Source organism: Cognatilysobacter lacus, from assembly GCF_008274655.1.
GTDB classification, from domain to species: domain Bacteria; phylum Pseudomonadota; class Gammaproteobacteria; order Xanthomonadales; family Xanthomonadaceae; genus Cognatilysobacter; species Cognatilysobacter lacus.
Window position 1 is genome coordinate 1 of record NZ_VTRV01000166.1, and the last position, 5,545, is coordinate 5,545.

The 5,545-nt window shown below is 69.8% G+C and carries 6 protein-coding genes and 1 pseudogene; 3 read left to right on the forward strand and 4 right to left on the reverse strand.

Annotation, left to right across the window (positions count from 1 at the left end; translation table 11 throughout):
• The first annotated feature begins 185 nt into the window (after positions 1–185).
• Positions 186–587, forward strand: a complete 402-nt coding sequence (locus FW784_RS12125) for an acyl-CoA thioesterase (protein ID WP_149353608.1) — start codon at positions 186–188, stop codon at positions 585–587.
• Here FW784_RS12125 and FW784_RS12130 read toward each other — a convergent pair.
• Positions 584–1,027 (reverse strand): copper chaperone PCu(A)C, encoded by a 444-nt coding sequence (locus FW784_RS12130; protein WP_149353601.1) that lies wholly within the window; start codon positions 1,025–1,027, stop codon positions 584–586. The two genes, FW784_RS12125 and FW784_RS12130, sit on opposite strands and share 4 nt — an antisense overlap.
• Positions 1,028–1,112: 85 nt before the next feature.
• Between FW784_RS12130 and FW784_RS12135 the strand changes: the two genes are divergently transcribed.
• Complete coding sequence (locus tag FW784_RS12135; protein WP_149353602.1) at positions 1,113–1,892, forward strand: enoyl-CoA hydratase/isomerase family protein; 780 nt, start codon at positions 1,113–1,115, stop codon at positions 1,890–1,892.
• 57 nt (positions 1,893–1,949) lie between these two features.
• Here the strand turns inward: FW784_RS12135 and FW784_RS12140 are convergent, their stop codons facing one another.
• From FW784_RS12140 to FW784_RS12155, 3 genes and pseudogenes are all read right to left on the reverse strand, one after another.
• The gene (locus FW784_RS12140; protein WP_149353603.1) at positions 1,950–2,801 is read right to left on the reverse strand and encodes a sulfurtransferase; all 852 of its coding nucleotides are present in this window, start codon (positions 2,799–2,801) and stop codon (positions 1,950–1,952) included.
• A pseudogene (locus FW784_RS12145) lies at positions 2,798–3,599 on the reverse strand (CoA pyrophosphatase). The gene FW784_RS12140 and the pseudogene FW784_RS12145 overlap by 4 nt, the downstream one beginning before the upstream one ends.
• Positions 3,600–3,677: 78 nt before the next feature.
• Positions 3,678–4,370, reverse strand: a complete 693-nt coding sequence (locus FW784_RS12155) for an FKBP-type peptidyl-prolyl cis-trans isomerase N-terminal domain-containing protein (protein WP_149353606.1) — start codon at positions 4,368–4,370, stop codon at positions 3,678–3,680.
• A 210-nt stretch (positions 4,371–4,580) separates the two neighbouring features.
• Between FW784_RS12155 and FW784_RS12160 the strand changes: the two genes are divergently transcribed.
• On the forward strand, positions 4,581–5,375 hold the full coding sequence (locus tag FW784_RS12160; protein ID WP_149353607.1) for an enoyl-CoA hydratase/isomerase family protein: 795 nt from the start codon (positions 4,581–4,583) through the stop codon (positions 5,373–5,375).
• Positions 5,376–5,545 lie beyond the last annotated feature (170 nt).

A 5,545-nucleotide genomic window follows, 5' to 3' on the forward strand; every position in this document is an offset into this window, starting at 1 on the left:
CGGCCGTCGCGGGCAAGCCCGACGAGCCTTCGGGAACCGGTGAAGCCGTCGCGACGCAGGACGTAGCGCCGGCGACGCCGGCCGGTCCGATTGCGACCCCTTCGCAGTCTGCCGCAGCGCCGTCCGCACAAGCGCAACCGGCGCTGGCCGTTGCGCCCGGCACCACGTTTGCCCGGCAGGCCGAGCTGCACCCGGGTGAGCTCATCCGCGTGCCGCTTTCGGTGCGCTGGCGCGATCTCGACGCGTTCAACCACGTCAACAACTCGAAGTACCTCAGCTATCTCGAGGAAGCGCGCCTGCGCTGGATGCTCGCGATTCCCGGCATGGGCATGGATGAAGACGTCGCGCCCGTGGTCGCCGCGTCCACGCTCAATTACCGGCGGCCGATTGCGTGGCCGGGGGACCTGGTTGTCGAGTTGTTCGTCGAGCGCATCGGCGGGAGCAGCCTGACGATCGGCCACCGCATCGTCGACACCAGCGACGGCGGCACGCTCTATTGCGACGGCAACGTCGTGATGGTGTGGATCGACCGCAACACCGGCCGCTCGGCTCAGCTGCCCGAGAGCGTGCGCGCCGCCTGTCGCTAGCGCGCAGCGCTTCGCACGTCGAAATCGACAGGCAGGCGGCGGCCGTCGCGCAGGCGCAGGTCGACACGCACCTTGTGGCCGGGCGACACGCGCGCATCCGGCGCCATCAGCATCAGGTGTCGCCCGCCCGGCAGGAACGCCACGCGCTGGCCCGGGCGCAACACCACGTTGTCGAGTGCGCGCATGCGGCTGATGCCGCCCTCGATGCGCGTCTCGTGCATCGAAGCATTGCCGAATCGCGGTGAGGCGGCGCCGACCAGCACGATGTCGGCTCGACACGGGTTGGTCAGCGTAAAGAAGCCCGCGCCCATGGGCATCATCGGCGTCATGCGCACCCAAGCGCCCGTGACGACCGGGGCGCATGCGTGCCGACCCGATGCGGGGGCAAAGCTTGCGAAGGCCAGCAGCAGGCTGGCGGCGAACAGGACGATCGTGCGCATCCCGCGATTCTAGGCTGCGTGGTGAATGCGGTCGCCGTTCGCGTGCGGCGCGGTTAACCTGCCGGTTTGCGGACGGAGCGACGACATGGCGCAGATCGAGACGCGGGCGCACGGCGACATCATCGAGCTCCGCCTGGCACGCGGGCCCGTGAATGCGCTCGACCCGACCCTATGCACCGCGCTTCGCGATGCGCTCGCGGCGGCGGTGCGATCCGGCGCGCACGGCATCGCGCTGACCGGGGGGCCGTCGGTGTTCTCGGCCGGGCTCGACGTGCCCTACCTCATGTCGCTCGGCGAGGATCGCGGCGCGCTCATGCACGCCTGGGAGGCGTTCTTCGGCGCCGCGCGGGCGCTGGTCGCCAGTCCGGTACCGATCGCCGCGGGCATCGCCGGCCACGCACCGGCCGGCGGTTGCGTGCTGGCGCTGTGCTGCGATTACCGCGTCATGGCGCGTTCGCCGGACGCCGCCAAACCGTTCCGCATCGGCCTGAACGAAACGCAGGTGGGGCTCGTGGCGCCCGAGGGCATTCAACGCCTCCTGCGACGCGTGGTGGGCCCGCACCGGGCAGAACGCCTGCTGGTGGGAGGCTTGATGCCGACCACGGATGAAGCGTTCGCGATTGGACTCGTCGACGAGGTCGCGTTCGTCGACGACACGGCTGCTCGCGCGATCGAATGGGCGCGATCGCTCTCGATGCTGCCGCGCCACCCGGTACTGGAAACGCGGAGCATCGCGCGCGCTGACGCCGTGGACGCGCTGCATCCACGACACATCGAATTGGAGCGCTTCGTCGAAGCCTGGTATCTGCCGGACACGCAGGCGGCGCTACGTGCGGTGCTCGAGCGCCTCGGTAAGCCGCGCTGATCGACTAGCGCCGCCGTCGCGGTTTACGGCCTGCGCGCTACGTATCGATGCGCAGGCTCATCCCGTCTCGACGGGTCGCGCGTCGTCCTCGATCCAGCCACTCCACGAGCCCGTGTACAGCCGCGCGCCGCGGAGCCCGGCGTGTTCCATCGCGAGCAGGTGGTGGCAGGCGGTGACGCCGGACCCGCAGCTGGCGATCGCGGCGTCGGGCGCTCGTCCTCCGAGCAGCGCATCGAATTCCTCGCGGAGCCGGCCGGCGGGCTTGAAGCGGCCGGCGTCGAGATTCAGCGCGAATGGCCGGTTCAACGCCCCGGGTATGTGGCCGGCCTTGCGATCGATCGGCTCCACGTCACCGCGAAAACGATCCGCTGCGCGCGCATCGATGATGAAGCCGCGGCCGCCGAGGTCCGCGATGTCCGCCGTCTGCAGCAGGCGCGACGGGTCGAATGCACCCGCATAGGGGCCGACGTCCACGATCCGCGATTCACCCTGTTCGACTGCGCGCCCCGACGCACGCCACGCCGACCAGCCCCCGTCCAGCACCGCGACTGCTTCGTGCCCCCACGACTTCAGCATGAACCACAGGCGCGCGGCGGCGAGTGCGCCCTGTGCGTCGTCGTAGACCACCACCTGGTGTTCGGGCGTGATGCCCAGGCGGCCGAGGGTGATCGCGAAGCGGTCGTCTCCCGGCCAGGGATGGCGCCCGGCACCCGCGAAGTGCGGGCCCGACAGATCGGTTTCGAGGTCGGCGCGCACGGCGCCCGGGATGTGCGATTCGGCGAAGAGACGCGGGCCGGCCGCGCGGTCGGCGAGGTCGACGCGCGTGTCGACGATTGCCAGCTTGCCCGGTTGCGGCGAGCAGATCGCAGTCGCCAGCGAGTCGGCGTCGACAAGCGTGGTCCAGGTCATCCGGCGGCCTCCAGTCGATCGTGAAGGTTGAGCAGCATCGAGGCAGTCGCGCCCCAGATGCGCTGATCGGGGTAACGGTACTCCCAGACCCGGCGCGCGCGGCCTTCGTGCTCGAAGCGGCGTTCGCTGCGGCTGGTGGGATCCAGTAGAAACGCGAGCGGCACTTCGAATACTTCAGCGACTTCCGCCGGATCCGGCGTCGCGACGTACGCGGGGTCGACCAACGCGACGACCGGCAAGACGCGGAAGCCGGTGACGGTCGCGAGGGGTTGGAGATACCCGAGCGGTGCGAGCAATGCAGCGGGGATGCCGACCTCTTCGCGCGTTTCGCGCAACGCCGCGTGCAGCGCATCGACGTCGCCTGCATCGACGCGGCCGCCCGGAAAGCTCACCTGCCCGCCGTGCTGGCGAAGCCCATCGCTTCGCCGTGTGAGCAGTACCTGCAGGCCGTCCGCCCGGGGAACGAGACCGACCAGCACAGCCGCGTCGAGGAGCGTCGACAGGTCCACCAGATCCTCGAGTTCGGACGCGTTCCAGCACGCGCCGCACGGCGGCGCATCCAACGGATGCAGGGCGCGCCGGAGACGCGCGACGAGCGCATCACTCATCGCCGCGCGCCGCCTCCCGGGCGTGCAACGCATCCGTCACGCGCAGCCGTTCGGCGTCTCCCATGGTTCCCCAGCGCGCGATCTCGTCGAGCGTCCGCATGCAGCCGGCGCACAGCCCGCGGTCGTCGATCTCGCAGACGCCGATGCAAGGGCTAAGCACGGCGCGGAATGGGGGGTTCATGACATCCATTCTCGCAGGGTCGCGCCTGGCCCGGAAATACGAACGCCGGCACGAGGCCGGCGTTCGCGGGACAGCATGGCATGGAACTTACTTGGCGCTGACCAGCTTGATTTCAAACTGGACCGCGACGTTCGGCGGGAAGCCGGTGCGCGGGTCGGCGCCATAGGCCTTGTCGGCCGGAAGCGTCACTTCCCAGCGGGCACCGGTCGGCATCTGCTGGATGACTTCACGCATCGCCGGCATCTCGATCTGGCTGACCTTGATGGCGGGGATGGACTGCGCCGGACGCGCATCCTGCGGGCGCTGGCCCCACGGGAACGGCCCGGCCACCTGGAGCTGCACCGTGCTGGACGGCGTCGGCTTGGCGCCGCTGCCCGCTTCGATCACGCGGTACTGCACGCCGCTCGGAAGCACCTTCACGCCCGGCTTGGACCGGTTCGAATTGATGAAGGCGTCGCTCTTGGTGCGATTGTCGGACGCCGCCTTCTCCCACTCGGCCTTGGCCTTCGCGGTCTGGCGGGCCTGCATGTCCTGCAGCGACTTCTGCAGCTGCTCGACCGACACGGTCGGCTGCTTCTTGGCGAATGCGTCCTGCACGCCCTTGATGAGCGAATTGATGTCGATCTGCTCGCCGCGGTCGGCGAGTTCAGCGGCGTCGACACCGGTCTTGAAACCGAGCGCGTAGCTCAGTTTGCCCTTCTCGGACGTGGTGTCCTGTGCGGACGCCACGCCGGCGGACACAACCAGAGCCGTCGCGACGGCTATAAGACGAAACTTCATCGGGTGAAACCTCCGGTAGCGGTGCACGGCGCGCGAATGCGCAACCGAGTTGGAAAACCCCTGTGCCCCTACCGGTCGACAGCCCCGAGTGGCGCGCTAGGATACTGGCGGCAGGGCTTAACCGCCACTGACGCCACCCTCTGACCGCCGCCCGCCGCCCGAGTTCCCCGCGTCGGCGACCGCTTCTTCCCCCCTTATTCCCGGGCCGCCATGACCGACAGCAACAGCCCTTCGCCGGTGACCGTCGCCGACCGCGATGCCGTACGAATCATCACCGTCAACCGGCCGGACAAGCTCAACGCGCTCAATGGCGCGACCCTCGACGCGCTCGATGCCGCATTCGTCGACGCGATCGCCAGCGACAGCGTGCGCGCGATCGTGCTCACCGGCGCCGGGCCGAAAGCGTTCGTCGCCGGTGCCGACATCGCTGAAATGAACACGTTCAGTGCCGTGCAGGGCCGCGACTTCTCGCTCCGCGGCCAGCGCATGATGCGGCGCGCCGAGCGCAGCCCGAAACCCGTGATCGCGATGGTCAACGGGTTCGCGCTCGGCGGCGGGCTGGAGCTGGCGATGTGTTGCCATCTTCGGATCGCGGCGGATACCGCGCGCGTGGGGCAGCCGGAGATCAACCTCGGGCTGATCCCGGGGTTCGGCGGAACGCAGCGCCTGCTGCGGCTCGCAGGCCGCGCCGCGACGCTGGAGCTGTGCCTACTGGGCGCGCCGATCGATGCTGCGCGCGCGCTCGCCCTCGGCATCGTCAATCGCGTCGTGCCCGCTGCCGAACTCGAAGCGCAGACGATGGCGGTCGCGCAGCAGCTGGCGAACGCGGCGCCGCTTGCGGTTCGGGGCACGCTGGACTGCGTCAACGTCGGCGGCGAATGCGGCATGGAGGAAGGCCTCGAATACGAGGCGGCGCAGTTCGGCCTGATGTTTTCGACGCAGGACATGCGCGAAGGGACCTCGGCGTTCCTGGAGCGGCGCAAGCCGGCGTTCTCGGGCACGTGAGCGACCTGCCCTGCCCCGCTTGCGGATGCGCCGCGCACGCGACGGCGCACGCGCTTGTCGCGGCCCTGCGCGCGGACGACGTCGACGCGGCGCTGGACCTGGGTTTGCTCGACACCGCCGCCTGCCACGCATGCGCGCCGTCCTGCACGGCGGCCCTGCTTGCCGCGCGT

Bases quoted from the DNA above. Each gene is read 5' to 3' on its own strand.
- FW784_RS12135 (WP_149353602.1), top strand. From the start codon at position 1,113: ATGGCGCAGATCGAGACGCGGGCGCACGGCGACATCATCGAGCTCCGC.
- FW784_RS12130 (WP_149353601.1), bottom strand. From the start codon at position 1,027: ATGCGCACGATCGTCCTGTTCGCCGCCAGCCTGCTGCTGGCCTTCGCA.
- FW784_RS12140 (WP_149353603.1), bottom strand. From the start codon at position 2,801: ATGACCTGGACCACGCTTGTCGACGCCGACTCGCTGGCGACTGCGATC.
- FW784_RS12155 (WP_149353606.1), bottom strand. From the start codon at position 4,370: ATGAAGTTTCGTCTTATAGCCGTCGCGACGGCTCTGGTTGTGTCCGCC.
- FW784_RS12160 (WP_149353607.1), top strand. From the start codon at position 4,581: ATGACCGACAGCAACAGCCCTTCGCCGGTGACCGTCGCCGACCGCGAT.